Origin of the sequence: Streptomyces sp. NPDC006739, from assembly GCF_042869815.1 — a bacterium.
Classification (GTDB): domain Bacteria; phylum Actinomycetota; class Actinomycetes; order Streptomycetales; family Streptomycetaceae; genus Streptomyces.
The window spans coordinates 284485-309528 of record NZ_JBIAGM010000001.1; the positions used below are offsets into that span (position 1 = coordinate 284485).

The window sequence follows — 25044 nt, forward strand, 5'->3', positions numbered from 1 at the left end:
CGTACGTCCGTGTGACGCGGGCCCTGCCGGGCTTGACATGCCACGGCCTCACCCCATGTTACGTGGCCCTGCGGGAGACGGCCTCCGCAGGGCCACGCGGCCTCGGTGACGGCCCCGGTGCCGCCTCGGTGACGGCCTCAGCGGGCGGACGGGCTCGGGGAGATCCGCACGCCCTTCTTCAGGAAGCCCATGTCCTCGTAGACCGGCGTCTGGAAACCGAAGGCGCCCGCGTTGACCAGGTTCTTCCGCACGCCGACGAGCTGGGGGCGCTGGTACAGCGGGATCGAGCCGGCGGCCGCCCAGATGCGGGAGTCGGCCTTGCGGATGAGATCGCGGGCCTCGTCCTCGTCGAGGCTGGCGGCGGCCTCGTCGAAGAGCTGGTCGACCTGGTCGGTGCCGACGCGGGTGTAGTTCTGTTCGATGCTCAGGGAGCCGTCGGCCGCCGGGACCGGCTTGGCGTAGATGGGCCGGGCGTCGGTGGCGGGGAAGGCGGAGGACGGCCAGGAGTACAGGGCGAGGTCGTACTCGCCGGAGGCGATGTGGTCCTTGAAGTAGCTCTCGTCCGGGACCTTGGTGATCGTCGTGCGGATCCCGACCCGCTCCAGCATCGCCGTGATCCGCTCGGCGACACTGCTCAGCGTCTCCGAGCCCGGACCGGAGGGGAGCACGAAGCGCAGGTTGAGCGCCTTGCCGTCCTTGGCCAGCGGTCCGGCCGGCGCGCCGCCCGGGGCCGCGGTGCCCTTGGGGGCGTACGCCCCGGGCGCGCCGCCCTGCTTCGCGAGTCGCCTGCCGCCCTCGTCGCTCTTGTCCTGGTGCCGGTGGTCGCGGCTGTCGTCGCCGCTCTTGCCGTCCGCGCTCCGGCCGCCGCTGCTCTTGTCGTCCTCGCCGACGATGTACGCCCCGTCGCTGCCGCCCTCGGACTCATCCTCCTTGGCGGTCTTCTCGCCGCTCTCGGCGCCGGCCGCCTTCTGGCCCTTGGAGGGCTCGCGCACCGGGCCGCCGGCCACCCAGCCGGCGTCCGCGAGCAGCGCCTGCGCCTCCTTGGTGTCCTGGCCGCCCAGGGCGCCGCTGTTGTCGGCGTAGTCGTCCTGGCCCAGCAGGGCGAGATGGCTGCCGACCGGTACGGCGGGCAGACCGAGCGGGGTGAGCACCAGCTTGGCCAGCTCGTCGCGGTCGATGGCGCGGGCGACGGCCCGGCGCACCCGCTGGTCCGCGAGGGGGCCCTCGGCGCCGTTGAGGGCGAGCTGGGTGTAGGCGGGCTCCAGGGACTTGCGGACCTCGAAGTCGCGCAGCTCCTCCTGCTGGCGGAGGTACCTGTTGACGGCCTCGCGCAGCTCCTTCCGGCCGGCGTGCACCTCGTCGGAGTCGAAGCCGTGGGCGAGCGCCCAGGCGCGCAGTTTCTTGGCGGAGGTCTTCCCGGCACCCTGGAGCGGGGTGCCGGTGCCCTTCGGACGGCTGGCGAGGTGGATCCGCTGGGCGTCGGCGGGGTCGATGTCGGCGAGGTCGACGGTGCCCTCGGCGAGCGCGGCGACCCGCTTGTCGCGGGGTACGGCGTGCAGGTCGATCTCGGTCAGCTTGGCGGGGCGGCCCCACCAGCGGGGGTTGCGGGTGAGGACGACGTCCTTGCTCGCGGTGTCGACCTTGTCGACCTTGAACGGTCCGGCGGTGACCTGCAGCTTGCGGCGCGCCCCGTCGTTGAAGGCGTCCGGGGTGCCCATGACGTCCTTCGGGTACAGCGGCGAGAACAGCGACTTCCAGTCGGCGTAGGGGCGGCTGAAGGTGACCCGGACCTCCAGGTCGCCGGCCCCGCGTTCGATCTTCTCGATGCGGTCGTAGCCGGCGTTGCGGGCGGTCCAGTAGGCGGAGTCCTTCCCGGACAGGGCGCGCCACTGGGCGGCGAAGTCGGCGGCGCCGATCTCCCGGCCGTCGCTCCACACGGCCTGCTGGTTGAGCTTGTACAGGACGACCTGGCGGGGTTCGGTCTCGATGACCCTGGCGGACTCCAGGTAGTCGGGGTCGCGCACCGGGTGTCCGGTGGCGTCGACGCGGAACATCGCGGGCAGGACCGCCTGGGCGACGCGGCCGGTGCCGGAGTCGGCGTCGGCCTGGAAGGTGTTGAGGGTCTCCGGTACGTCGTCGACCGCCCACTTCAGGGTGCCGCCGTCGGCGACCAGGTCGCGGCCGACGGCGGCGATGTCCTGGCCGACGAGCGGACGGCTCGCCTCGTCGTCGGAGCCGCAGCCGGCGAGGACGGGCACCGCGAGCGCTCCCGCCGCGAGGAAGGCGGCCGAGCGCATGACCGCGCTGGGCCGACCAGGCCTGGGGCCGACTCCGTCGTGGGACATGTCTCTGCTACCTCCGGGAAGCCGCGGGCGTTATGATCACTTTTGGCTGTATATGGAGCTGATCAGATCTATGCGGCCACTGAAGAGGAAAGGATCCGGCAACAGCGGGCGACACGGCGACGACGGGCTGTAAGCCCACCCGTGCGGCGCAACACATCCGGACATGCGTCCGTACGCCTCCGCCAATCGATGCACATCCCTTCACAGCGAGAGGTGTGACGCGCAACACTCGCAGGCGCATGAACGTTGCCGCCCAGGGCCCGCAGGACCCACGGAAGTGAGGGCAAGTCATGTCCGTGCACGACGAACTGTCATCCGTCCAGCGTTGTCTCGACGACCTCCACCGGTCGCTGGGGCGCCTGGAACAGCACCTCGGCCGCAGCGGCCTGGAGATGCGCCGGGTCCGGACGGACACCGACCATCTGCGCGAGAGCGTGGCCCTGCTGCGCGAGACGGCCACCGCTCCGGCCGCCTCGAACCGCCCCGACCTCGTCACGATCTCCGACACGCCGTACGACATCAGTCTGTGGACGGACTCGGACGACGAGGGTCTGGGCGCCCGCGACCGGCACGCCCCCTGAACCGACCGGAGTCAAGCATTGGCCACTGGTACGGAACCCCAACAGAACAGCGGCGGTGTACACGCCCGTACGCGCGCCGCGATCGACGCTCCCCATCTGCGGACCGACCGCTGGTGGCTGGCCCCCGCCGTCACCGCGGCCGGTCTGTTCGCCTTCGTCGTGTACTCGACCTGGCGGGCCTTCGCCGACGCGGACTACTACTCCGCGCCGTACGTCTCCCCGTTCTACTCGCCCTGTCTGGCGGACAGGTGCCGGACCATGCACGGGGGCCCGAACGCGGACCTGTTCGGCAGCTGGTGGGGCATCTCCCCCGCGATCATCATCCTGATCTTCCCGCTCGGCTTCCGCCTGACCTGCTACTACTACCGCAAGGCGTACTACCGCAGCTTCTGGGCCTCCCCGCCCGCCTGCGCGGTGGCCGAGCCGCACCGCGCGTACACCGGTGAGACCCGCTTCCCGCTGATCCTGCAGAACGTCCACCGGTACTTCTTCTATGCCGCCCTGCTGGTCGCCGGAGTGCTGACCTACGACACCGTGCTGTCCTTCCGCGACAGCCACTACCGCTGGGGCCACATGGGCCTCGGCACCCTGGTGTTCCTGGTCAACATCGTGCTGATCTGGGCGTACACCCTCTCCTGCCACTCCTGCCGGCACATCGTCGGCGGGAAGCTGAAGCACTTCTCCAAGCACCCCGTGCGCTACCGGGCGTGGCAGTTCGTCGGGAAGCTCAACGCCCGCCACATGCTGCTGGCCTGGGCGTCGCTGATCAGCGTGGCGCTCGCCGACTTCTACGTGTACCTGGTCGCGTCCGGTGTCTTCGTCGATCCGACCATCTTCTAGCCGGAAAAAGGGGCTTCTGATGCCAGTGGTCGACCGTCAGGAATGGGACGTCGTCGTGGTGGGTGCGGGAGGCGCCGGCCTGCGTGCCGCGATCGAGGCACGGGAGCGCGGGGCGCGTACGGCGGTGATCTGCAAGTCGCTGTTCGGCAAGGCGCACACGGTGATGGCCGAGGGCGGCATCGCGGCGGCGATGGCCAACGCCAACGAGCACGACAACTGGCAGGTGCACCTGCGCGACACCCTGCGCGGCGGCAAGTTCCTCAACCAGTGGCGGATGGCCGAACTGCACGCGCGCGAGGCCCCGGACCGGGTGTGGGAGCTGGAGACCTGGGGCGCGCTGTTCGACCGTACGAAGGACGGCCGTATCTCGCAGCGCAACTTCGGCGGACACGAGTACCCGCGCCTCGCGCACGTCGGCGACCGGACGGGGCTGGAGCTGATCCGCACCCTCCAGCAGAAGATCGTCGCGCTCCAGCAGAAGGACCACCGGGAGACGGGGAGCTACGAGTCCCGGCTGAGGATCTTCCAGGAGTGCACGGTCACCCGGATCCTGAAGGACGGCTCACAGGTGAGCGGCGTCTTCGCCTACGAGCGCGAGACGGGCCGCTTCTTCGTGCTGGAGGCCCCCTCCGTGGTGGTCGCCACCGGCGGCATCGGCAAGTCCTTCAAGGTCACCTCGAACTCGTGGGAGTACACCGGCGACGGGCACGCCCTCGCGCTGCTCGCCGGCGCGCACCTGCTGAACATGGAGTTCGTGCAGTTCCACCCGACGGGCATGGTCTGGCCGCCGTCGGTGAAGGGCATCCTGGTCACCGAGTCGGTGCGCGGCGACGGCGGGGTGCTCCGGAACTCCGAGGGCAAGCGGTTCATGTTCGACTACATCCCGGACGTCTTCAAGGAGAAGTACGCCGAGTCGGAGGACGAGGCCGACCGGTGGTACGAGAACCCCGACGACAACCGGCGTCCCCCGGAGCTGCTGCCGCGCGACGAGGTCGCCCGCGCGATCAACTCCGAGGTGAAGGCGGGCCGCGGCTCCCCGCACGGCGGGGTCTTCCTCGACGTGTCCACCCGTATGCCGGCCGAGGTCATCCGGCGCCGGCTGCCCTCCATGTACCACCAGTTCAAGGAACTGGCCGACGTCGACATCACGGCGGAGGCGATGGAGGTCGGGCCGACCTGTCACTACGTGATGGGCGGTATCGCCGTCGAGTCGGACACGGCGGCGGCACGCGGGGTGCCCGGGCTGTTCGCGGCCGGTGAGGTGGCGGGCGGGATGCACGGCTCCAACCGGCTCGGCGGCAACTCCCTCTCCGACCTGCTGGTCTTCGGGCGCCGGGCGGGCTGGCACGCGGCCGAGTACGCGGCGCGGCTGGTTGGGGACCGGCCGCTGGTGGACGACGGGCAGGTGGACGAGGCGGCGGCGGAGGCGCTGCGGCCTTTCTCGGCCGAGAGCTTCGCCGCCGGGAACGCCGACCCGGCCGGGGGGCCGCCGGAGAACCCGTACACCCTGCACCAGGAACTCCAGCAGACCATGAACGACCTGGTCGGCATCATCCGCCGCGAGGGCGAGATGGAGCAGGCGCTGCACAGGCTGGCCGAGCTGCGGGTACGGGCCCGGCGCGCCGGAGTGGAGGGCCACCGGCAGTTCAACCCCGGCTGGCACCTCGCGCTGGACCTGCGGAACATGCTGCTGGTCAGCGAGTGCGTGGCGCGTGCGGCGCTGGAGCGCACGGAGTCGCGCGGCGGGCACACCCGCGAGGACTACCCGTCCATGGACCGCTCCTGGCGCCGCCTCAACCTGCTGTGCCGGCTCACCGACCCGACGGGCGGACCCGCGGCGACGGACCCGGTGCGCGGCCAGATCGCGCTGACCCGGGAGACCACCGAGCCCATCCGCCCCGACCTGCTCGCCCTCTTCGACAAGGAGGAGCTGGTCAAGTACCTCGCCGAAGAGGAGCTGTACGAATGAGCAGCTACGAGGCCCGCTTCAAGGTGTGGCGGGGTGACGCCGACGGCGGCGGCCTGGACGATTTCAAGGTCGAGGTCAACGACGGCGAGGTGGTCCTGGACATCATCCACCGCCTCCAGGCCACCCAGGCGCCCGACCTGGCCGTGCGCTGGAACTGCAAGGCGGGCAAGTGCGGTTCGTGCTCCGCGGAGATCAACGGGCGGCCCCGGCTGATGTGCATGACGCGCATGTCGGTGTTCACCCGGGACGAGACGATCACCGTGACACCGCTGCGGGCCTTCCCGGTCGTCCGCGACCTGGTGACGGACGTCGGCTTCAACTACACCAAGGCGCGCGAGATCCCGGCCTTCGTGCCGCCTGAGGGGGTGGGTCCGGGCGAGTACCGGATGATGCAGGAGGACGTGGACCGCTCGCAGGAGTTCCGCAAGTGCATCGAGTGCTTCCTGTGCCAGAACACCTGCCATGTGGTGCGCGACCACGAGGAGAACAAGACGGCGTTCGCGGGCCCGCGTTTCCTGATGCGGGTGGCGGAGCTCGACATGCACCCCCTGGACGCGGCCTCCGCGACCGGTCTCGACCGCAAGAAGACCGCCCAGGACGAGCACGGCCTCGGCTACTGCAACATCACCAAGTGCTGCACGGAGGTCTGCCCCGAGGGCATCAAGATCACGGACAACGCGCTGATCCCGCTGAAGGAACGGGCGGTGGACCGCAAGTACGACCCGCTGGTGTGGCTGGGGTCGAAGATCAGGAGGCGGCCCTCGTAGGGCGCTACCGGCGCACCCAGTCCCGCCGGTAGGCCCGCCAGTCCGCCTCCGTCGCCGCGAAGTCCACGTACAGGGCGACGCCGAAGCCGGGGCGGTGCGCGTCCGTGCGGGTCAGGCCCAGGCGGACGCCCCGCACCGCGGCGGGGACCGTCTCGGCGTGCGCCCAGTGGCCGAAGCGGTTCTCGTGGTAGAAGGGCAGGCCCATCAGCAGGTCGGTGCCGGGCGGGGTGACCTCGAGGGCCAGCGACGTCTGCTGGGCGACGTAGCCGCCGTACAGGCTCTGCAGCGGCTGCATGGTGTCGTACGACATCACGGCGATCTGGTCGACGCGGCGCGCCACCTGGCCGAAGTAGGCCTGCGACCACCACTTGGGGTGGCCGGTGGTGGCGCCCCAGAAGGAGTGGAAGGCGGGGAGCGGGTCGATCTGGTGGGCGGCCACGGAGAGCAGGGCGTGCCGCTCGCGGGTGACCCGGCGCAGCTGGTCGAGGAGGGAGAGGTAGTCGCGGTCGCCGGAGTGGAGGGGCTCCAGGTCGAAGTGGGCGCCCTCGAAGCCGGTGGCGAGGATCTGGCGGGTGGAGCGGACGACGGCGGCGCGGGTGGCGGCGCGTTCGAGGCGCAGGCCGTCGGGGCTCTCGGTGGCCAGCTCGTCGCCCAGCCAGGCCTGGACGCGTACGCCGGGCAGTTCCCGGTGCACGGCGGCTATCAGCCGACGCGCCTTCGGATACGCCGACGCGGGGAGGGTTCCGTCGTCCTCCAGGGGGCCCGAGTGGACGTAGAGGTCGCGGATGCCGGTGTCGCGCAGACGGTCGGCGAGAGCGGTGACGTCGGCGTCGGTCTTGCGGCCGTCGATCCAGGCGTGCCCCAGCCAGATCGCGTCCTTGCCGCGGGTGCGGGCGCCTGCCGCCGGGTCCCCCGAGTAGTTCACCCGGAGGGCGATCTCGGCGGTGAGGGTGGGCAGGAGGACCAGCAGGAGCAGCGCGAGGGTGAGGCGCCGGGTCCGGCGGAGGACCTTCCTACGCCTGTCGGCCGCCCCGGGAGGCTTCGGTGCCGCCGGTGCCGCCGGTGGCGTCGGCTCTTCGCCCGGTCCCGTCTCCATCCCTGACCCCCCTGTTCATGTCCTCCCCCGTCCGTGTCCGCCCCGCTCGCGGCGCCGCCTACCTGCCCATACGCTCCGAAATGTGACGTCAACCCTGAGCCGGGGCCGACCGCGGCACGCCACGGCGCGCATACGCGTGCGGGTGGTGCGCGCCCTGCTGGGCGGCGTCGCCGCGGTGGTGTGGCTGGTGTTGCCGGTGATGACGATCGCGGCCGGGGGGCCGGTTCCCGCCGCCGGGGCCGCTGCCGCGCCGGTCGCGGGTGCCGCCGCGCCGCACCAGGACGAGACGTCCGTCGCCGACCTGGTCCTGCCGCTGGCCGCGCTGGCCGTGGTGGCGGTGCTGGCGGGGTACGGGTACGTGCGCCGCACCCGGCGCGCCCGCACCCGTACGACGCCCGGGCTGGTGTCGGTGCGGCCGCCCGTGCCCTCACCGGTCGAGGCGGAACGGCAGGCGCGGGCGGCGCTGGTGGTGGCCGACGACTGCGTCCGCACCAGCCGGGAGGAACTCGCCTTCACCGAGCCCCTGTTCGAGGCGGGCGAGGCGGAGCCGTTCGTACGGGCACTGCGGGCGGCGGAGACCGAACTGGCGGCGGCGTTCGCCATCTGGCGGCGGTACGAGGAGGGGGTTCCGGGGGACGAGGCCGCCCGGCGGCAGGCGCTGGCCGGCGTGGTCGGGCGGTGCGCCGAGGCGGGCCGTCGGCTGGACGCGGCGGCCGGGGACTTCGACCGGCTGCGGGGTACGGCGGAGGCGGCGCTGGAGGCCGCGGAGGGCCGGTTCCGGGAACTGGCCGCGCGGGCCGGGCGGGCGCAGACCACGCTGACGGACCTCGCGCGGCGGTACGGGGCCCTCGCCGTGGAGCCCGTCGCCGGGTACGTCGAACAGGCCAAGGACCGGCTGGTGTTCGCCACCACCCACCTCAACCAGGCCCGTCAGAGCGGCGACTCGGGGCACCGGGAACGGGCGGACCGGGACCTGCGCGCCGCCGAGGGCGCGGTCGCCCAGGCCGGCGTCCTGGTGACCGGGGTGGAGCGGCTCGCCGGGGAGCTGCGGGAGGCGGCGGACATGCTGCCGGCCGCGCTGACCGGCGGGGAGGCGGAGATCGCGGCGGCGCGGGAGGCGATGGGCAAGGGCGACCCGCCGGTCCCCGCGGGCGAACTGCACGCGCGCCTCGCCCACGCCGACGGCGTGCTGGCCGCCGTACGCCGCGAGCTGACCGGTGCGGCGTACGACCCGCTGGACGCGTTGCGCCGGGTCGTGCGGGCCGTGAGCCGGCTGGAGGTGGGGCGGGCGGGGGTGACGGGGGCCGGGGGACTGCTCGTGGCACGCTCATCGGTCGCCGGCGCGGAGGACTTCGTCAGCGCGCACCGGGGGGCGGTGGGGGCCGAGGCGCGGGCGCGGCTGGCGACGGCGGGACGGCTGCTCGGCGCGGGGGACGCCTCGGGAGCCGACGCGTCGGCGCGCCAGGCACGGGAGCTGGCCGAACGGGACGTACGGGCGCACGGCAACCCGTACGCCGGTACGGCCGAGCACGCGAGCGGGCTGGCCGGCGCGGTACTGGGCGGCATCCTCCTCGCCGAGGAACCGGACGGCGGCCCACCGGCGTCCTTCGGCGGCCCACGGACACGCGGCCGGCGCCGGCTTCCGTAGCGGCGAGGGGAGCCGCCGGTGTCAGAACAGGCTCAGCAGGGCCTCTGCCGGGTCCGTCAGGCCGTGTTCCCCGTCGGGGAGCGGGAGTTCGAACCACACCGTCTTGCCGCGCGGGGTGCGGCGGGAGCCCCAGGCCGCGCTGAGCAGGCCGACCAGCTGCAGCCCCCGGCCGCCCTCGTCGGTGTCGCGGGCGCGCCGGCGGCGGGGCTGGACCAGGCCGGAGTCCCAGACCTCGCAGACCAGCGTGCGGTCCAGCAGCAGCCGGAGCCGGATCTCGCCCTCGCCGTACCGCAGGGCGTTGGTGACCAGCTCGCTGACCAGGAGTTCCGTGGTGTCGACCAGGGCCTCCAGGTCCCAGCTGAGCAGTTGGCCGCGCGCGTACTCGCGGGCCCGGCCCACGCTGCGCGGCTCGCGCGGCAGCGTCCAGTCGCCCACGGAGTCGGCGGGCAGACCCTGGACCCGGGCCATCAGCAGGGCGATGTCGTCCTCGCCGTGATGGGTGTCGAGGGTGTTGAGGACGTGGTCGCAGACGTCCTCCAGGGGCCGGGAGGGGTCGGTGAGCGCGCCGACGAACGCCTGGAGCCCCTCGTCCAGGGGGTGGTCGCGGGACTCGACCAGGCCGTCCGTGTAGAGCGCCAGCAGCGCGCCCTCGGGGAGTTCGACCTCGACCTCCTCGAAGGGCTCGCCGCCCACGCCCAGCGGCATGCCGGGCGGCACGTCGAGCATCAGCGCCGCCTCGCCCGGCTCCACCAGCACGGGCGGCAGATGGCCCGCGTTGGCGAACGTGCAGCGCCTGGTCACCGAGTCGTACACCGCGTACACACAGGTGGCCAGGTACACCTCGGACAGGTCGGCGTCCCGGGGCTGGCGGGCGGCGCGGGTGGCCTGCTGGACCCCGCCCGGCGTGCCGAGACCGCGCGCGATCTCGTCCAAGGCCGAGAGCACCTCGGCCGGTTCGAGGTCCAGGAGGGCCAGGGTGCGGACGGCGGTGCGGAGTTCGCCCATGGCCACCGCGGCGCGCAGCCCACGGCCCATCACGTCGCCGACGACCAGCGCGGTGCGGTGCCCGGGCAGTTCGATGACGTCGAACCAGTCGCCTCCGACCTCCGTCGCCGCGTTGCCCGGCAGATAGCGGCAGGCGATGTCCAGGCCGGAGGCCTCGGGGTCGCCGGGGGGCAGCAGGGAGCGCTGCAGGATCAGCGCGCGCTCGTGCTCGCGGCGGTACAGGCGGGCGTTGTCGATGCAGACGGCGGCGCGCGCGGCCAGTTCCACGGCGAGGTCCCGGTCCCGGTCGCCGAACGGCTCGCTGCCCTTGGTCCGGGCGAACTGGGCGAGGCCGACCACCGTGTCGTGGGCGACCATCGGCACGGCCAGCGTGGACTGGACGAGGCCGCCCTCCTCGGCGGGGACCTTCTGCGGACGGGCGGTGCGCAGGGCGTCGGCGCAGGGCGAGTTGAAGGGGTAGTGGTGGACGGCGCCGACCGCGACCGGTGCGCCGCCGCCCACGAACGGCGCGTCGGAGACCGCGCTGGCGAAGGCGACCCGGCGCAGTTCGGCGCTGCCGTCGGCGAGACCGGGCGGGGTCTCGTCGCCGGCCAGCAGTCCCTGGTAGAGGTCGACGGTGGCGAGGTCGCAGAAGCCGGGGACGACCACGTCGAGCAGTTCGCGGGCGGTGGTCTCCAGGTCGAGGGAGTTCCCTATGCGGGCGCCGGCCTCGTTGAGAAGGGCGAGATTGCGCCGTGCGGCGGCGGCCTCGCGGGCGGCGGCCCGGCGGGCGGTGATGTCGGTGCCGAGCCAGGCGATGCCGATGGGGCGGCCGGAACCGCTGTGCACCCGGTAGAGGTTGACGGACCAGTGGCGGCGCTCCTCGGAGCCCGGCACGAAGCCCGTGACGTGCATGTCCACGATGGGGTCGCCGCTGTCCAGCACCCGGCGCAGGGTGGCCGCCACGCGCTCGGCCTCGGGCCTGGGCAGATAGTCGTGGACGCCCTTGCCGCGGTGGTCGTCGGGGGTGCCGCCGAAGATGGAGGCGAACCGCATGTTGGCGCGGCGGACCCGCAGGTCGGGGTCGATCAGCAGGAAACCGAACGGGGATTGACCGAATATCGACTGCGCGGCGGCGAGGTCGGTCTCGATGCTGCGCAGGGTACGGACGTCGACGACGATGCAGACGGCGGCCTTGTCGCCCTCGGCGGTCCGGGTGGGCATGACGTAGACCTCGGCGAGTCCCTCCTCGCCGCGCCGCCCGTCCGGGCCGTCAGGCATCCGGAAGGGGACCACTCCGGTCCACTCCCGTCCGTCGAGGATCTCGGCCATCTTCCGCTGCCCGCGTTCGCGCAGGTCGGGGTCGATGAAGGCCTCTATGGGGTCCATGCCGACGGCGCGTTCGGCGGTGATGCCGAAGAGCTGCTCGGCCCGCAGGCTCCACTGGTCGACGAGTCCGCCGGGACCGATGGAGAAGGACGCGACCTTGATGTAGTCGTAGATGGAGCCGGGCGGACTGCTCTGCCACACGGCGACCCCGGGCGCCGCCGCAGCCTCCCCGGCCTGCGTCCTCGCGCCGTCCGACGGGTCCTCCGACTCCGTGGCCTTCGCTGGTATCTCGCTCACGCGAACCGTCCCCTCCAGCTCACCGCGTCCGGCACCGGTCACCGGCGGCGGCTGCCCGCAGTATCCAGCACTACGGCGCCGCATGACACGGTGTTCACGATCACAGCTCGGTCCAGGCGTTTTTCGGACCGGGCCGCGACAACACTCCCAGTCTTCTAACCAGGGAACACGGCGATGAACCACCCGCCGGGGCAACGGTCCTCGGCCAACGCCGTCGGCTGGACGGCGGACGGACGGATGTACACCGGTCTCACCCGGGCACGGCCAGCTCGAACCAGACGATCTTTCCGGTGTCGTCGGGCCGGGTGCCCCAGCGGCGGGAGGAGCCGGCGACCAGTTGCAGACCGCGGCCGCTCTCGTCCTCGGGCCGGGCGGCGCGCTCGTGCGGCGGGTCGGGGAGCGGGTCGGAGACCTCGACCAGCAGGGTGTCGGCGAGGCCGCCGGGGCGTACCAGGCGTACCCCGATGGGGCCGGTGGCGTGCCGCAGGGAGTTGGTCACCAGCTCGCTGACCAGCAACGCCGTGACATCGGCGACGGAGTCGAGGTCCCAGCCGCACAGCTGGTCGCGGACCGCCGTGCGGGCGCTGCGCACGGCGCCCGGTTCCGCCGGGAAGGTCCACTCGGCGCGGTCGCCTTCGGTGTCGATCACGCCGATCACTTCCCAGGCCAGCGAGCCCACCCACGTCCGGTTTCATGGGGTTAATGGGCACATACCCGATATCCGGGGCGCAGTACCGCGCGAAAGGGCGCGCTGTGGCACGAACGGCGTAGGGGCGCTCACCCGTACCGGGTGACGATCTCAGCGCCCCCCGGCGGCGAGCCGCCCGGTGACCTCGCGGACGGCAGCGACGTCCTGGTCGAGCCAGTCCACCTCCCAGATCCGGCCGGGGGTGAGCCAGCGCAGTTCGTCGTGGTCCTGGAGGGGACGGGGGGCGTCGGAGCCGGGGAGCAGACGGACGGTCCAGACGTGCAGGACGTACGGGGATCTCAGGGGCCACTCCCCCGGGACGCGTTCGACGGGTTCGGTGTCGATGCCGAGTTCCTCACGCAGCTCGCGCACCAGGGCGTCCTCGGGCCGCTCGCCGGGTTCCACCTTGCCGCCGGGCAGCTCCCAGCGTCCGGCCAGCTCCGGGGGCGCGCTGCGGCGGGCGGCCAGCAGGCGGCCGTCGTCGAGCAGGGCGGCTCCCACCACCACGATCCGTCGGTCCATGGGCCGGAGCCTACGGGAGCGCGGACTCAGGGCCTGTCTGACAATTCCCGTCGTCCGCCCCAAGGGCGGGCAGGCGGGAATTGTCAGACGGGCCCTACTAGGTCAGTTGCGGGTGCCGTCCCCGTTCTGGCCGACGCGCTCGACCCAATAGAGCTGCTTGTGCTGGCGGTCGTCGAGGCTGTCGGCGATCTTCTGGGCCTCGGCCCGGGTCGCGTACCGGCCCACGCGGTAGCGGTTGCCGTTGTCGTCCTGCCGTATCACCAGCCAGGGCAGCGAGACCGCCCCCTCGCTCACGGCGTCCCACCGTCCCTGGCCCCGTGTCCCCACCCCGGTCCGTCGCACGTCCTCGCTCCCGTCCTGCCCCACCCCGCTGAGGAAACCGCACTGCGCATATGCCCGAGCGTACGCCTAACCTTCACGCAGCGAATACGCCTTTTCACAAAGAGGTACGCAACCAGCCAGAACGCCGGGGGCGCACGATGACGAGTGCGCCGCCGTGCGCGCCGGTGCTTCGGGTCGCGGGCATGCCGGGGACAGCCGGGACCACCTGGGAGAACGGCCGGATTCCAACGGCCCGTCCGGGGGCCCGGGTCGGGTGGGTGAGCAGGGCAACCGCCCTGGGGGTGTGCGCTACTTCACCGGGAGGTGGTACGCGACCCGGTAGCGGTCGGCGGGGATGACCACGTCGGCGGTCTCGACCGGGCGGCCGGAGGCGAAGTAGGTGCGTTGGACGACCACCACCACATGCCCGGGAACACCGCCCAGCAGGACCAGTTCCTCGGCGAGGCCGGGGCGGGCTCCGACCTCCTCGACGACGTTGTCGACGATGACGTCGATGGCGCGCATCCGCTCGACCACGCCCATCCCGCCGAGCGGCCCCTCCTCGGGCAGCATCACCGGGGTGCGGCCGGTGACCGCGAGGGGCTCCCAGGAGGTGGAGAGCATCATCGGCTCACCGCCGTCCCGGAAGAGGTACTTGGTGCGCATCACCCGGTCGCCGGGTTCGATGGCGAGCCGCTCGGCGATGGCCCCGCCGGCCTCGGCCTGCTCGCTGCTGGACTCCCAGGTGCCGCGCGCCGAGGCGTCGGCCTGTTCCTGCCGGAAGGGAGTGGCACCCCCGAGCGGGCGGAACCCGGAGCGGGCCACCCGTCGGGGCACGGGCCGCTCGCGCACGTACGTCCCCGAGCCGGAGCGGCCCTCCACCAGGCCCTCGGCCATGAGCACCTTGCGGGCCTCCAGCGCGACCGTGTCGGAGACGCCGTACTCCTCGCGGATGCGGGCCTGGGAGGGCAGTCGGGTATGGGGCGGCAGTGAACCGTCGACGATCTTCTTGCGCAGGTCACCCGCGACACGCAAGTAGGCCGGCTGCTCACCGAAAGTCACTGGCCGCTCCCATCAGGTTGTACAGACAGCAACAGCCTGGCAACCGTGGGTTGTGCCGTGCAAGCAAAGGCCAGGGAATCACTCGATGTGATGACTTGCGCCGGGGAGGGGCTTTACGCAGGCACTTTCTCCCCGCTATGGCCGCCCTCACACCTCCAGGCCGGCGCCGCCTCCACCGCTGCCCGAGCCGGCGCCCCCGCCGGTGCCGCCACCACCGGAGGGCGGGGTGGTGGCGAGGCCCAGGGCCTTGCGCGCGGTGACGGCCTGGGCCGGGTCGAGCAGCCTGAGGCCCTCGTCGTAGTGCGCGCGGAAAGCCTCCGCGTCGGACGAGCGGGCCGCCGCCGCCCACTCGGCACGGGCCTTGTCGAGGCCGGCGGCCACGGCGGCGACCGGCCGCTTCGCGCCCGTCGGCCAGTCGTGTCCGCGCAGCATCCCGGCCTGCTGCGTCAGCGCGGCCGACACGCGCCCGGCCCATGCCCTGTGCCCCGCCAGGTCGTCCTCGGCGGAGTCTGCGGCGGGGACGGTGGCCATCGCCGCGTTGAGGACGTGAGCGGCCTTCAGATAGGCGAGCTGGTCGGCGTCGAGGACCGTTTCGTCGTCGCGCAGCGAGCCGGTGAGCTTCGCGCCCTGGGTGGAGCTGCCGAACACACAGGTCACCTCGCGGTCCCCGGCCGACCAACTGCCCCGGGTGGGCGTGAGGTAGTACACGTCGACGTCGCCGGGGAGGGCCCAGCCGTCCATCGCGTAGCTGTCCCGCAGGCCGTAGCAGCGCCGGTCGGCGGTGCGGGCGACCGAGGCGTCCCCGGGATAGCCGCCGCCCTCCATCCGGAAGGAGGCGAACACCTCGGCGTCGTGCGGGCCCCGGCAGGAGACCTTGCCGACGCCGTACGTCTCACCGCTGAGCGCGCCGCCCGGCGCGTCGAAGCACTCGCCCTTCACCAGTGAGATGCTCGCGCGGTCCCGCGCGCCCTGCTTGAACCCGTGCCAGAAGGCGGCCGGGCCGCCCGAGGCGAAGAACAGCACCCACAGCGCGAGGCCGGCACCGGACAGCACGACACCGGTGACGGCCATCGCTCTGCCGCGCTCGCCCCGCTTGCCGATCCGACCGAGCGCGATCAGCCCCAGCACCAGCCCCACCCCCGGCAGGCAGCACAGGATGCCGAGCACGAGGGAGGCGATGGCGAGACCGTTGACCGGCGCGGGACCGCCGTAGGGGCCGTAGCCCTGCGCCCACGGCTGGTACGGCGGCTGCCCGTGGGCTCCCCGCGGATGGGGCTGCTGGGGGTACGGCGGGGGTCCGTAAGGGCCCTGCGGGTAGGGCGGGGGCGGCTGATACGGCCCTTGCGGCTGGTGGGGGCCGGGGGGCGGAGGTGTGGACACCGGTACCGTGCTCCTGGGTCGGGCGGCGGCAGTGCAGAACTGACGTACGACTGGCGCATCGTAAGCGGGGTTCGAGTGGGGGCGTGATGAGGGTGGGGAGCGCGGCTGTCCGCGCGGGGAACGGGCAGTCCGGGGAGGACCAGGAGTGAGCACGGTGACGACGGAGACCGTCCGTCGCGTCAACGGCCTGACGGCACGCTGGGCGGGGACCGTGTCCCACGGCACCGTGTTCTCGGGCCCGGGTGTCTGGCCGCTGCTGGCCTTCCTGGCCGACGGGGCCGCCGGCCCGGCCCGGGCCGAACTGGCGCAGGCGCTCGACGTGCCCGCCGAACAGGCGGCCCACGCGGCACGGGAGTTGCTGGCCGGGCTGGACGCGGTGCCGGGCCTGGACAGCGCCCTCGGTCTGTGGACCGAGCGCACGCTGGAGCTGCGCGACCAGTGGCGGGCAGGGCTGCCCGCCGGGGCGCACGGGGTGTTCGGCGAGGACCTGGTGTCCGCGCAGGAGGCGCTGGACGCCTGGGCGGCGAAGCGGACCGGCGGGCTGATCGAGCGCATGCCGGTGACGCTGACCAGGGACGCCCGGATGGTCCTGGCCGGCGCGCTGGCCCTGCGCACCGAGTGGCGCCATCCGTTCACGGAGCTGCCGTTGCGGCCCGGCGCCGGGCCCTGGCAGGGCCGCGACCTGCTCGGACTGCACCGCAGGAGCGTCCGCCCGGACCGGGTCGGCGTCACCAGCACGCCGGGCGGCTTCGTCACCGCGCTGAAGGTCCCCGGGGACAACGGCATCGACGTCCATCTGCTGCTCGGCGAGGAGCGGATGCCGCCCGGCCAGGTGCTGGGCGCGGGGGTCGGCGTCCTGGAGCACGCGTTCCCGCTCGTCTCGGGCTTCCGGCTCTCCGAGGGCCACGCCGGGCCGGGCCTGTACGTGGAACGGCAGCCCTCCCTCACCCCGGAGCCGCTGCAGCTCGACGTGACCACCGTGGGGTACGACATCCGCGCGGACCACGATCTGCTGGCCCTGGACGGCCTGTTCGGCCTCGCCACGGCCCGCGACGACAGCCGCTCCCACTTCCCCGGCATCAGCGCCTCCCCGCTCGCCGTGGGCGCCGCCCGGCAGTCGGCCCTCGCCCAGTTCGGCGCGCTCGGCTTCCGGGCCGCCGCGGCGACGGCCCTCATGCCCGTGGCGGGCAGCGGTCCCCCGCAGTACCGCTACGAGTCCACCGTCGTACGCGCCCGCTTCGACCGCCCCTTCGGATTCCTCGCCGTACACCGGGAGTCGCGGCTGGTCCTCGTGGCGGGCTGGGTGACGGATCCGTCGCCGTTCCGGTGAGGGGTGTTCGCGGTGGCCGGAACACAGCGCATGCCGGGGTGCGCTGTGGCGTCCGCGCCCATCGCCGTCGTAGCCGACCGGTACGGTTTGGCCATGGATGTTTCCGGAACGAGCGCCACCGATGAGAACGCCGGGCTGCCGGAGGCCATCAAGGCCACCGCCCGTCAACTGCTGGTGAAACTGGGGGCCGGAGGGCTCACTCTGGAGGCCGTCGCCGGTGACAGCAACCTCGCCGTCACCGAGGTGGAAGCCGTCTTCGCGCACCGGGACGATCTGTTGACCGCGCTGGTGATCGACGCCTACGACGAGTCCGGCGCCGCGATGGAGCGGGCCGACCGGGCCGCCGTGGACGCCGGGGCACCGGCGGGCGCGCGGCTCCTCGCGGTCACCCGCGCGCTGCGCCGGTGGTCCTTCGACAACCAGGCCGAGTTCACGCTGATCTACGGCTCTCCCGTTCCCGACTACCACGCCCCCGAGGACACGGTCCCGCCCGCCTCCCGCACCCCCGCCGTGCTCGCCGGCATCGTGCGCTCGGCGCTGGAGGCCGGTGAACTCACCCCGCCCCGGCGCGAGGTGCCCGGTCCGCCGCTGCTCCTGCCGGAGGCCGTGCAGCTGTTCGGCGGGGTACCCGAGGCGCCGTTCTCGGACATCATCGAGCGCGGCATCGTGCTGTGGAGCAATCTGATCGGACTCCTGGTCTTCCAGGTCTTCAGCCGTACCCACGACAGCGTCCGGGACGAGTCCGCGTTCTTCGACTACGCCATCGCGGTGGCCGCCGAGAGCATCGGGCTCACCGTTCCCGTGGGCGGGTCCACCGACTAGGCCGTCCGCCGCCTGCGCGGCACCGGCGGGGGAATCAGGCCGTGAACACCACCAGAACGATCTGCTTCGGCATAGCGGCGCTGGCGTCGTACGCCGCGCTCGTCTACCGGCTGGGCCAGGCCCGGCGCAGCCGGCGGGACAACGCCTACCGGACGCTCATCGTCACCCTGCTGTTCCAGTGCCTCACCTTCACCATGGGTGCGGTCGCCATGGGCGACGGGAGCTTCCTGGGCGTCGGCAATCTCGCCATCCTCGTGATGCACGTCTCGGCGGTGGCCTTCTGCGTCAGCGCGCAGATCATCCTGCTGCGCTGGGCGACGACCGACGAGGAGGCCGCGCGCAGGACGCGGTACTGGCTGATCACCGGTTTCGCCCTCAACGCGCTGCTGGTCGCGCTGTTCTTCGTCGCCGACGGTCCCTCCCGGCCGGCCACGGACTTCAACACCGGCAGCGGGCAGCCGCTGGTCCTCACCTACCTCCTGGTCTTCATCGTGTCCCAGGCGGTTCCGTGCGTGACCATCTTCCGGCAGTGCGGCCCCTACGCCCGGATGACCGACAAGGCCTCGCTGCGGCAGGCGCTGCGGGTGCTGTCCGTCGCCGCGGTGATCCTGTTCCTCTACTGCCTGGCCCGGACCGTCAACATCCTGACCGCCGCGGGCGGGATCGACATCGGTGTCTGGACGCTCGCCGCGTCCGTGTTCAGCGCGGCGGGCATCGTCACCCTCTCGCTCAGTCTGACCATCACCTCGTGGGGCGCCTCGGCCACCAGGCTGGCGGAGTGGGCGCACAGTTACCGCTCGTACCGGGCGCTCTACCCGCTCTGGCGGGACCTGTACGAGTCCTCGCCGGACATCGTCCTGGAGCCGCCCGGGGCCTCGGTGTCCGACCTCGACTACCGCCTGCACCGGCGGGTCATCGAGATACGGGACGGCTGGCGGGACCTGCGCCCCTACATCGACCGCAGCTCCAACGGCGGCGGGCCGGGTACCGGGAGCCCGGCAAGCCCAGGAAGCCCAGGGAGTCCAGGAAGCACCGAGGAGTCGCGGCAGGCGTTCGCCGAGGCGGCCCAGATCAGACAGGCCCTGCACGCCAAGCGGGCCGGCACCATCCCGGACGACAACAAGGACGCCGCCGACTTCGAGGACCGTGACACGGACAACTTCACGGCCGAGGTGGCCTGGCTGACCAAGGTCGCGTCGGCCTACCGCAGGCTCGGCAGGGCGGGGTGACGGCTGCCCGCCCGGTCTGCCCCCGTCAGACCGGGCGGGAGTCCCCCGTTCCCCCGTGGCGCGCCTGTCATCGGCAACCAACCCGGCTACCCCCGTAAGCGAAGTTAGCTGCCAGCTATTGGCGCGAGGTCAACGGTGGCTGACTCTCGGTCGATTGTCAACTGTCCGCTAATCTGCGAAACTTGCGGTTAGCTGAGAGCAAGGCCGAGGAGGTGACGGAAGGAGCTTCGCAATGTCAGAGACTGACGACCGGCCCGTGCTGGCAGTGCGTCTGGACAACCTCTTCAAGACGGTTCGTCCCAAGGGCAGGCACTGGACCAACGCCGAAGTGGCGGAGGAGCTGAAACGGGCCAACCCCGAACTCAGGGTCGGGGGTGTGTATCTGTCGCAGTTGCGGACGGGCAAGCGCTCCAATCCCTCACCGGACCTGCTGGCCGCGCTGGCGCGCTTCTTCGGCGTGTCGGTGGCCTACTTCTTCGACGACGAGATAGCCGAGTCCGTCCTCAGCCAGGTCGCCGCCATCGAGGCGCTGCGGCAGGCCGGGGTGCGCGCGGTGGCGATGCGGGCGGCCGGGATGAAGAAGGAGAACCTCCAGGCCATCACGGCCATCATGGACCAGTACCGGCAGATGCAGGGCCTGCCGCCGGTGGCCGACACCTCGGCCCCGGAGTGAGGGGCGCGGGCGCGTGAGGGGCAGGAAGGCGCGGGCGGCCGAGCAGGACCGCCGCCATCAGCTGAAGGTGCTCCGCAAGGCCGGTGCCCGCAAGCTCGCCGAACTGGACCTGCCCGAGGTCGCCGACGTGGCCGAACTCTGCCGCTACCTCGGCGAGGTCCGCGACCGCCCCATCACGCTGGTCCCGATGCAGATGCCCGCCACGCACCCGTGCGGCATGTGGGTCGCCGCGCGCGACGAGGACCTGATCTTCTACGACGCCAACACGACCGGCGCGCATCAGGAGCACATCATCTTGCACGAGCTGGGCCACATCATCTGCTGCCACCGCGGGGCGGGTTGGCTGGACGAGGCGAGTGCCCGCCTCCTCTTCCCCAACCTCGACCCCGACCTCGTGCGTGACATGCTCCTGCGCGCGACCTACGACGACGTCCAGGAGCAGGAGGCGGAGATCATCGCCTATCTGCTCTCCCAGCGGGTGGGCAGCACCCAGGAGCGGCAGGGCGTGCCCGGGCCGGAAGAGGCCGAGGACGGCCCGGAGTCGGGAACGGACGCCATGCTCAGCCGGATAGAACGCACCCTGTTCTGACATGCGGCACGCGGCACCGGGCGTGCGACACGAGGGACCGGATGCGTGGCACGCGGGACCGGCCGTGGGGCACGCGGCACCGGCCGTGGGCCGCTCATCCTCCGGTGGCCGCCACCTCCTCGGCCAGGATCGACACGGCCCGTCGGATGTCCTGCTCACGGTGTTCGCCGGTGACGAAGAACCGCAGCCTCGCCAGCCCCTCCTCCACCGCCGGGTGGAAGATCGGATCGGCGATGACCCCCCGGTCGTACAGCCGGTCCGCGACCCGCAGGGTCCGGGCCGAGTCGCCGAGCAGGCACGGCACGATCGGCGTGTGGGCGCTGGATCCCGTGGCCAGCCCGGCCGAGCCGGCCAGGTCGAGGAAGAGCCGCGCGTTGCGCCGCAGCGCGTCCACCCGGTGCGGCTCGGCGACGATCAGCTCGGTGGCGGCCAGCGCGGCGGCCGCGTTGGCCGGGGTCAGGCCGACGCTGTAGACGAAGCCGGGCAGGGTGTGCCGCAGCCAGCGCACCATCCGGGCCGAGCCGCCGAGGTAACCGCCGCAGCTGGCGAAGGCCTTGGACAGGGTGCCCATCCACAGGTCCACACCGGTCCGGTCGACGCCGTAGAACTCCCCGACACCGCGCCCGAGTTCGCCCACCGTGCCGATGCTGTGCGCCTCGTCCACCATCAGCAGGGCCCCGTGACGCTTCTTCAGCTCGACGGCGGCGGGCAGGTCGACCAGGTCGCCGTCCATGCTGTAGGCGCCCTCGACGGCGATCAGCACCCGCTTGAACCGGTGCCGGTTGAGCCGCAGCAGATGGTCCAGCTGACCGAAGTCGTTGTGGGCGAACGGCCGTCGGGCCGCCCCGGACAGGGCGCAGCCCTGCAGGATGCTGTCGTGGGCGAGCGCGTCGTGCAGCACGAGGTCCCCGGCGCCGACGAGGTGCCCTATCGCGGTGACGTTGGTGGCGTGGCCGCTCACCAGGGCCAGGCAGTCCTCGACGCCGAGGAAGTCGGCGAGGGCCCGCTCCAGCCGTACGGTCAGGTCGCGTTCGCCGGAGAGCGGCCGGCTCGCGGAGACCGAGGTGCCGTACCGGTCGACCGCCCGGTGCACGGCCTCGTTGACCGCCGGGTGGCCGGAGAGGCCGAGGTAGTTGTAGCTGCCGAAGGACAGGTACGGCCGGCCGTCGATCACCGTCGTGTCGCGGATGTTGCCCTGGTGCACCCGGAAGTACGGGTAGTCGACGCCGCTCTCGGTGATCGCGCTCAGCCGCTGCTCGAACTGCCGTACCTCCGGGAAGTCGTCGACGCTCGCGGTCGTCGCGTCCCAGGACGGCCGGGTCCGAGGGGGAAGGGGCGGTGCGGCGGGGGCGGACGGTGCGGCGAGATGCGGGTCGAGGTGCGGGTCGGCCAGCGCGATCAGCTTCTCGATGGTCAGGCCGGGCGAGAAGATCTCGTCGGTGCGGAAGCCCGGTATCCGGTTCCCGATGCCGACCTCCAGCTCCTGCAGCATCAGGGAGTCGAAGCCGAGGTCGGCCACCAGCGCCATCCGCTCGTTCAGGTCGGAGAGCGGGAAGACACCGGTCCGCGACACGGCTTCGAGCACGATGGCGGAAGCGGAGGCGGAGGCGGAGGCGGAGGCGGAGGCACCACCCGCCACCGGTACGGCCTCGGGGGCCGGCGCCGGCAGGGCCGCCGGCGGCACCTGGTCGGCCAGGTCGCGTGCCGACTCGTCCACCGCCCAGTGGTGGCGGGGCGCGAGCGGGCTCGGCGGCAGCGTGGACGGGGGGACGCGCCCGCCCGCCGGCCGCGGGTCCGCGTCGCTGACCGCACGCCGCGCGAGCCGGGCCAGCTCGGCCGCGCGCGCCTGCTCGGGCAGCGCGCCCGGCGCCGGTACGACGACCTCGGGCAGCGCGCCCCGCGGCGCCGTGCCGGTCTCCTGCCCCGGCCCCAGTGTGCCGCCTCTCCCCGCCGCCACGGCCTCGGCCGCCGCGGTCAGGCCGGTGACGGCGTCGGCAAGGTCCCCGGCCACCAGGGCGAGGCGTTCCGGGAAGTAGGCCCGGCGGGCCAGGGTGTCCGCCACCTCGGCGAGCGGCGGCCGGTCGGCGGCGAGGGTGTGCGCCAGCTCCCGGGCGTGGCGGGCCAGCCCGGCCCGGTCGCGGGCGCTGAGCACCAGGAGCTGCGGACCGGCGTCGTACGCCTCGGGGCGGGCCGGTGCCGGGGCGCACTCCTCGACCACCAGATGGACTCCGGTGCCGCCGAAGCCGAAGGCGCTCACGCCGGCCCGGCGCGGCTGCCCGGACCCCGGCCAGGGGGTGGGCGCCGTGGGGACGGTCAGCCGCGCGGTGTCCAGCCCGAAACGGTCGGCCAGGTCGAACTGCGGCTGCGGCGGTATCACTCCCCGGTGGACGGCCAGCGCGGTCTTGATGAGGCCGGCCATCCCGGCCGCGTTGAGGGAGTGGCCGACCACCGCCTTCACCGCCCCGAGGTAGGCGGGGGCACCCTGGTCGCCGCGCAGTTCGCGCAGGACGTCGATCTCGATCGGGTCGCCGACCGTGGTCGCGGTGCCGTGCGCCTCCAGGTACTGCGTGGCGTCCGGGGGCAGGCCCGCGTCACGGTAGGCGCGGCTCAGCGCGCGCAGCTGGCCGGCCGCCTGGGGCTGCATACCGCCCGGCACCGTACCGTCGTTGGCCGTGCCCACGCCCCGGATCACCGCGTAGACCCGGTCACCGGCGGCCAGCGCGTCGGACAGGGGCCGCAGCACCAGGACGCCGGCGCCCTCGCCCAGGACGAAGCCGTCGGCCCCGGCACCGAACGGCAGGCACCGGCCGCTCGGCGAGATGGCGCCGACCCGGCACAGCCCGATCAACAGGTCGGGCGTGAGAACCAGTTGGGCGCCGCCCGCGAGCGCGATGCGGCAGCGGCCCGAGCGCAGGGCGAACACCGCGTTGGCGACCGCCATGAGGCCGCCGGAGCAGGCCGAGTCCAGCGCGTAGCTCTCGCCGTGCAGGTCGAAGACCGAACTGACGGTGTTCGGACCCATGTTGAGCAGCAGACCGGCGACGGCGGTGCCCTGCAGCCCGTCGACCCCGCGCGCCGCGTCGAGCCAGGCGGGATCGCCGACCCGGGCCCCGAACTCGCCGCCCGCCAGTTGCCGCATACGGATCTGCAGGGTGCTGATCTCACGGTAGCCGCTGTCGGTGAGCGCCGTGATCACCGAGGTGTCCTCGCGGTCGAAGCCCTCCGCCTCCCAGCCGGCGTCCTGGAGCGCCTCCCGGGCGAGGTCGATCAGCAGCCGGTGCTGGGGATCCATCGACTTGGCCCGGCGCGGCGGGATGCCGTAGTGCGCGGCGTCGAAGTGGCCCACGTCCGGCAGCAGGGCCATGATGTCGGTGTAGGCGGCGGACGTGTCACGGAAGTTGTCGCTGAGGAAGGCGGCGCTGCGCCACCGCGCGTCCGGTACGCCGGCGAACTGGGCCTGCGGGGCGGTGAGGAGCCGCCAGTACTGGTTCAGGTTCCGCGCCCCGGGGAACCGGCACGCCATCCCCACGATCGCGACGTCGTCGCGCCGCGCTCCCCCCGAATCCACTAAACCGTCTTGGGCTCGCACAGCGGTCACCTGCCGTCCGTCAGTCGCTCGCGCCACCAGTCCACGGTGGCCTTGATCTGCTCGTCGAGGGGGGTGGCCCGGACCGCGAAGGCGCCCTCGTAGTCGCTCGTGTCGAGGGCGAACGGCTGGTCGAACTGGTAGCGGACCTCCTTCAGTTCGCGGATCAGCGGAGAGACGAGCCCGAGGAGCGTCAGCACGGCGGGCGGCAGCGGCCGTACCGCGACCGGGCCCGTCCCGGCCTCGGCGGCGAGGAGGCCGACCATCTGCCGGGAGGACAGCGCGGGCCGCGTCGGCGCGTGCCAGGCACGCCCCCAGGCCCGTTCCTCACCGGCGACCTCGACCAGCGCCCTGGCCACGTCGGGGAGGTAGGTCCAGCTGTGCGGGGCGTCCGGGTCGCCGAGGACGGAGACCGGCTTGCCGCGCAGCAGCCGGGGCATGACCCGCGCGGCCAGGTGGCCGCCGTCGGTCACGCCGGGGCCGAAGAAGTCCGAGGCCCGTACCTCGACGGCCTTGATACGGCCCTGCTCGTGGAGTTCGCGGGCCTGCGTCCAGACGGCCGCGCGGGTCCGCCCCTTGGGACCGGTGGCCGCCGGCGGCAGCGTCTCGGTCAGGGGGCCCCGGACCGGGCCGTAGCCGTAGAGGTTGCCCAGCATGACCAGGACCGCGCCGGTCTCCTCGGCCGCCGTACACACCGACGAGGCGAGGGGCGGCCATTCGCTCGGCCAGCGGTGGTAGGGCGGGGCGGCACAGTTGTAGATGGCGGCCGCGTCGCGCGCCGCCCCGGTCAGTGCCTGGCTGTCCGTCGCGTCCAACGCGACGTGCTCGATACCGGGTTCCGGGCTCCGGCCCGACCTGGTGATGACCCGCACTGATCGACCCTCTGCGGCCAGCAGCCGTGCGGTGGCCGCTCCGGCGGGTCCGAAACCTATCACGACGGAAAGACTCACCGTCGCACACTAGCGCGAATGACACTCACCCCAGGC

The 25044-nt window shown here is 72.9% G+C and carries 20 protein-coding genes; 10 read left to right on the forward strand and 10 right to left on the reverse strand.

The window, feature by feature from the left end; genetic code table 11:
- Nucleotides 1-137 precede the first annotated feature (137 nt).
- A complete protein-coding gene (locus tag ACFYMM_RS01320) occupies nt 138-2345 on the reverse strand; it encodes an ABC transporter family substrate-binding protein (protein ID WP_388382595.1) in 2208 nt (735 codons plus the stop codon).
- Between the two features lie 290 nt (nt 2346-2635).
- Here ACFYMM_RS01320 and ACFYMM_RS01325 point away from each other — a divergent pair, with 290 nt between their 5' ends.
- Genes ACFYMM_RS01325 through ACFYMM_RS01340 form a run of 4 tightly spaced genes read left to right on the forward strand, consistent with a single transcriptional unit; the run spans nt 2636 to nt 6502 of the window.
- Nucleotides 2636-2926 carry a hypothetical protein gene (locus tag ACFYMM_RS01325; protein WP_388382597.1) on the forward strand — a complete coding sequence of 97 codons (291 nt, stop codon included), beginning with the start codon at nt 2636-2638 and terminating at the stop codon, nt 2924-2926.
- An 18-nt stretch (nt 2927-2944) separates the two neighbouring features.
- A complete protein-coding gene (locus tag ACFYMM_RS01330; protein WP_388382599.1) occupies nt 2945-3766 on the forward strand; it encodes a hypothetical protein in 822 nt (273 codons plus the stop codon).
- A gap of 19 nt (nt 3767-3785) precedes the next feature.
- Complete coding sequence (locus tag ACFYMM_RS01335) at nt 3786-5735, forward strand: fumarate reductase/succinate dehydrogenase flavoprotein subunit (protein ID WP_388382601.1); 1950 nt, start codon at nt 3786-3788, stop codon at nt 5733-5735.
- Nucleotides 5732-6502: a succinate dehydrogenase/fumarate reductase iron-sulfur subunit gene (locus ACFYMM_RS01340; RefSeq protein ID WP_388382603.1), complete on the forward strand. Its 771-nt coding sequence runs from the start codon at nt 5732-5734 to the stop codon at nt 6500-6502. Before ACFYMM_RS01335 ends, ACFYMM_RS01340 begins: the two co-directional genes overlap by 4 nt.
- 4 nt (nt 6503-6506) lie before the next feature.
- Here the strand turns inward: ACFYMM_RS01340 and ACFYMM_RS01345 are convergent, their stop codons facing one another.
- Complete coding sequence (locus ACFYMM_RS01345) at nt 6507-7598, reverse strand: hypothetical protein (protein ID WP_388382606.1); 1092 nt, start codon at nt 7596-7598, stop codon at nt 6507-6509.
- Between the two features lie 82 nt (nt 7599-7680).
- Between ACFYMM_RS01345 and ACFYMM_RS01350 the strand changes: the two genes are divergently transcribed.
- Nucleotides 7681-9246 carry a hypothetical protein gene (locus tag ACFYMM_RS01350; RefSeq protein WP_388382609.1) on the forward strand — a complete coding sequence of 522 codons (1566 nt, stop codon included), beginning with the start codon at nt 7681-7683 and terminating at the stop codon, nt 9244-9246.
- A 21-nt stretch (nt 9247-9267) separates the two neighbouring features.
- Here the strand turns inward: ACFYMM_RS01350 and ACFYMM_RS01355 are convergent, their stop codons facing one another.
- The 6 genes from ACFYMM_RS01355 to ACFYMM_RS01380 all read right to left on the reverse strand — a co-directional run bounded on the left by ACFYMM_RS01355 (nt 9268) and on the right by ACFYMM_RS01380 (nt 15829).
- Nucleotides 9268-11856, reverse strand: coding sequence for a SpoIIE family protein phosphatase (locus ACFYMM_RS01355; RefSeq protein ID WP_388382611.1), 2589 nt, complete (start codon nt 11854-11856; stop codon nt 9268-9270).
- Between the two features lie 250 nt (nt 11857-12106).
- Nucleotides 12107-12535 (reverse strand): ATP-binding protein, encoded by a 429-nt coding sequence (locus ACFYMM_RS01360; RefSeq protein WP_388382613.1) that lies wholly within the window; start codon nt 12533-12535, stop codon nt 12107-12109.
- A 120-nt stretch (nt 12536-12655) separates the two neighbouring features.
- Complete coding sequence (locus ACFYMM_RS01365; RefSeq protein ID WP_388382615.1) at nt 12656-13066, reverse strand: (deoxy)nucleoside triphosphate pyrophosphohydrolase; 411 nt, start codon at nt 13064-13066, stop codon at nt 12656-12658.
- Nucleotides 13067-13168: 102 nt separating this feature from the next.
- Nucleotides 13169-13360, reverse strand: coding sequence for an SPOR domain-containing protein (locus ACFYMM_RS01370; RefSeq protein WP_388382618.1), 192 nt, complete (start codon nt 13358-13360; stop codon nt 13169-13171).
- A 336-nt stretch (nt 13361-13696) separates the two neighbouring features.
- Complete coding sequence (locus ACFYMM_RS01375; RefSeq protein WP_388382620.1) at nt 13697-14449, reverse strand: GntR family transcriptional regulator; 753 nt, start codon at nt 14447-14449, stop codon at nt 13697-13699.
- Between the two features lie 147 nt (nt 14450-14596).
- Nucleotides 14597-15829, reverse strand: a complete 1233-nt coding sequence (locus tag ACFYMM_RS01380) for a DUF4190 domain-containing protein (RefSeq protein ID WP_388382622.1) — start codon at nt 15827-15829, stop codon at nt 14597-14599.
- Nucleotides 15830-15983: 154 nt separating this feature from the next.
- Between ACFYMM_RS01380 and ACFYMM_RS01385 the strand changes: the two genes are divergently transcribed.
- The 5 genes from ACFYMM_RS01385 (at nt 15984) to ACFYMM_RS01405 (ending at nt 20472) form a co-directional block, all read left to right on the forward strand.
- Nucleotides 15984-17159 (forward strand): serpin family protein, encoded by a 1176-nt coding sequence (locus ACFYMM_RS01385; protein WP_388382624.1) that lies wholly within the window; start codon nt 15984-15986, stop codon nt 17157-17159.
- 93 nt (nt 17160-17252) lie between these two features.
- On the forward strand, nt 17253-17981 hold the full coding sequence (locus ACFYMM_RS01390) for a TetR-like C-terminal domain-containing protein (protein WP_388382626.1): 729 nt from the start codon (nt 17253-17255) through the stop codon (nt 17979-17981).
- Nucleotides 17982-18022: 41 nt separating this feature from the next.
- The gene (locus tag ACFYMM_RS01395; protein WP_388382627.1) at nt 18023-19210 is read left to right on the forward strand and encodes an MAB_1171c family putative transporter; all 1188 of its coding nucleotides are present in this window, start codon (nt 18023-18025) and stop codon (nt 19208-19210) included.
- A gap of 232 nt (nt 19211-19442) precedes the next feature.
- Nucleotides 19443-19883, forward strand: coding sequence for a helix-turn-helix domain-containing protein (locus tag ACFYMM_RS01400; RefSeq protein WP_388382628.1), 441 nt, complete (start codon nt 19443-19445; stop codon nt 19881-19883).
- A gap of 13 nt (nt 19884-19896) precedes the next feature.
- Nucleotides 19897-20472 (forward strand): toxin, encoded by a 576-nt coding sequence (locus tag ACFYMM_RS01405; RefSeq protein ID WP_388382630.1) that lies wholly within the window; start codon nt 19897-19899, stop codon nt 20470-20472.
- 94 nt (nt 20473-20566) lie between these two features.
- Here ACFYMM_RS01405 and ACFYMM_RS01410 read toward each other — a convergent pair whose 3' ends face one another.
- Nucleotides 20567-23995 carry an aminotransferase class I/II-fold pyridoxal phosphate-dependent enzyme gene (locus ACFYMM_RS01410; protein WP_388382632.1) on the reverse strand — a complete coding sequence of 1143 codons (3429 nt, stop codon included), beginning with the start codon at nt 23993-23995 and terminating at the stop codon, nt 20567-20569.
- A gap of 71 nt (nt 23996-24066) precedes the next feature.
- Nucleotides 24067-25008 carry an NAD-dependent epimerase/dehydratase family protein gene (locus tag ACFYMM_RS01415; protein ID WP_388382634.1) on the reverse strand — a complete coding sequence of 314 codons (942 nt, stop codon included), beginning with the start codon at nt 25006-25008 and terminating at the stop codon, nt 24067-24069.
- Nucleotides 25009-25044 lie beyond the last annotated feature (36 nt).

Excerpts from the sequence above, each read along its gene's own strand:
- ACFYMM_RS01400 (WP_388382628.1), top strand. The coding sequence starts at position 19,443 with ATGTCAGAGACTGACGACCGGCCCGTGCTGGCAGTGCGTCTGGACAAC.
- ACFYMM_RS01365 (WP_388382615.1), bottom strand. The coding sequence starts at position 13,066 with ATGGACCGACGGATCGTGGTGGTGGGAGCCGCCCTGCTCGACGACGGC.
- ACFYMM_RS01340 (WP_388382603.1), top strand. The coding sequence starts at position 5,732 with ATGAGCAGCTACGAGGCCCGCTTCAAGGTGTGGCGGGGTGACGCCGAC.
- ACFYMM_RS01320 (WP_388382595.1), bottom strand. The coding sequence starts at position 2,345 with ATGTCCCACGACGGAGTCGGCCCCAGGCCTGGTCGGCCCAGCGCGGTC.
- ACFYMM_RS01345 (WP_388382606.1), bottom strand. The coding sequence starts at position 7,598 with ATGGAGACGGGACCGGGCGAAGAGCCGACGCCACCGGCGGCACCGGCG.
- ACFYMM_RS01390 (WP_388382626.1), top strand. The coding sequence starts at position 17,253 with ATGGATGTTTCCGGAACGAGCGCCACCGATGAGAACGCCGGGCTGCCG.
- ACFYMM_RS01335 (WP_388382601.1), top strand. The coding sequence starts at position 3,786 with ATGCCAGTGGTCGACCGTCAGGAATGGGACGTCGTCGTGGTGGGTGCG.
- ACFYMM_RS01325 (WP_388382597.1), top strand. The coding sequence starts at position 2,636 with ATGTCCGTGCACGACGAACTGTCATCCGTCCAGCGTTGTCTCGACGAC.
- ACFYMM_RS01410 (WP_388382632.1), bottom strand. The coding sequence starts at position 23,995 with ATGGCGTGCCGGTTCCCCGGGGCGCGGAACCTGAACCAGTACTGGCGG.